The 1952-nt window shown below is 37.6% G+C and carries 2 protein-coding genes; both read right to left on the minus strand.

Annotated features, from left to right (window positions below; all coding sequences use genetic code 11):
• Positions 1 to 40: 40 nt before the first annotated feature.
• Positions 41 to 949, minus strand: a complete 909-nt coding sequence (locus tag ACFVFQ_RS38650; protein ID WP_375839305.1) for a hypothetical protein — start codon at positions 947 to 949, stop codon at positions 41 to 43.
• Between the two features lie 90 nt (positions 950 to 1039).
• Positions 1040 to 1213: a hypothetical protein gene (locus tag ACFVFQ_RS38655; protein WP_375839303.1), complete on the minus strand. Its 174-nt coding sequence runs from the start codon at positions 1211 to 1213 to the stop codon at positions 1040 to 1042.
• Between the last annotated feature and the right edge of the window lie 739 nt (positions 1214 to 1952).

Genomic DNA, 1952 nt, shown 5'->3' on the forward strand with positions numbered 1-1952 from the left:
AAATAAAAAAAACGGCTCCATAAAGAGGAACCGTTTTGCTTCAAAAATCACGTTTTGTGTTATACTGGAGAAACGAAATTGTGTTTTCAAAATTGTCATTTTCGACATGATAACTTTTCTCGTAGTGTGGTTTTGCCGAACCCACTACTTTTTTTATGTCTCCGAACTTCATTTCTTCCCGTTCCGGCTTAACAATCCCTTTTGATTTTCGATACATATTCATTCCGGAAGGATACATGTGCAGCCGTCCGCCTTTTAAAAATTTCTTTTCCCGACCTTCTACGATCTTTGTTTGCACCTCACAGCCCTCTGAAGCCACTTTTAAGGCTGTTTCCCTGTCTTGGACATCTTCTAGGTCTATATCAGTCAAATAAGCGCTCAAATAGGCTCCTATGTTGTCTATATCCTTTAATGACTTGATTGTTACAAATCCTAAACCCCATAGACTCCTTAATTCAGCATTTTTAATATAAATCTTATCCAAATCATTAAAGCGCATTAAAACATGACAATGCCAGGCTCCACGTCCTTGTGGCTCTACCACCGATAAATAATCTATCGAACTTTCTTTCTTGTATTTATAACGCAACCTGTCGATAAAATTTTGAAAATCACTATAAAGTTTTTTCGTGTCCGTCATATTTTTCTTGTATGTCAAAGTTATATGTAATTCATTTGGCCGTCCTATAAAATTGTTATTTATCAAATAACGCAGCTTCTTAAAGGTTTGTCTCAAAGAATTATAATTTTCCTGCCGATTTTCCGAATGCTCGAACTCCCGGATCTCCCCAGTAGAGAGGTCTACAAACCTATCCTTGTCCAATTTTTTGATATTATTTTTCCGGTTCATCTTCTCCATATGCTGAACTTCAATGACGTGATTCATAGTGGTCACTTTTACAACATCATTTGGAGCTATGAAAACCGCGTCACCATTGCGTTTATCCATCCATTTCCCCTCAATTTTTCCTGTAATGTTTAATTAAAATCAAGTTAATAATAAAGAACCCCAAATCCGAAGTCAGTTTTTCAACAAAAATTAGCGTCCTTTTCCCAAATAGTCCCTATACAATTCCTTAATAGCAAACTCAATTACAGCATCTTTTGAAACTCTTCCAAATTCATTGTGTTTTGTAAAATGTTCGGCTAATAACTCTAGCTTTTTAAATGTTTCAACAGTAATTCGAGGTCCAATTTGTTTTTTCTCTTCCATCCAAACACACTCCTAACAAGTTGTTAACATAATTCTAACATTGGAAATAATAGAATTCAAGAACAGAAAAAAGAAGCACACTCGGAATGATATTTCGTTTCCTTTTGATTCCGAGCCTCCACCCCTTACAATCCCCAAAGGCAACCGACAAGGGAAAATTCGTCCCTTATCGGCACCTCCGGAAATTGTACAGCAAGGGGTCACTCCCAATAAAAAGACTACGACATATAAAACAGGTTTAGCTTCAGAGAAAAAGAGCATAAGGAAACTCGGTGCCACCCTAAAAAAAAGGGTGTCAAACAGGCTGTGCCTGTTGAGTTTCTATGCTCTTAGAACAGGTGCCGTTTTTGAAGCCAAAGATATAGCATAGATACCCCATAGATATAGCAGGGATATACCAAAATATCTCTAGAGATACGGGTATCTATGCTATATCTCTCTACAAGATTCCTCCACACGCTTGACGGAAATGCTTCAGCATTTTAGCACTCACTCGACAGAGTGTATAAGTGCGCCATTCGGAATTTCAAAGCTTCAAATTTCACAGAGAGTGCCCATTTATACACACCCCCTAAATCGTGGTGTGACAATGGGTTCTCGCCGGCTCGAAATCGGTTTGTCATTCTGACAAATAACCCTTCGGGAAATAAAAAAAACGGCTCCATAAAGAGGAACCGTTTTGCTTCAAAAATCACGTTTTGTGTTATACTGGAGAAACGAAATTGTGTTTTCAAAATTG

Origin of the sequence: Streptomyces sp. NPDC057743 (assembly GCF_042798755.1) — a bacterium.
In the GTDB taxonomy this organism is placed as follows: Bacteria; Actinomycetota; Actinomycetes; order Streptomycetales; family Streptomycetaceae; genus Streptomyces.

Excerpts from the sequence above, each read along its gene's own strand:
- ACFVFQ_RS38650 (WP_375839305.1), bottom strand. The coding sequence starts at position 949 with ATGGATAAACGCAATGGTGACGCGGTTTTCATAGCTCCAAATGATGTT.
- ACFVFQ_RS38655 (WP_375839303.1), bottom strand. The coding sequence starts at position 1,213 with ATGGAAGAGAAAAAACAAATTGGACCTCGAATTACTGTTGAAACATTT.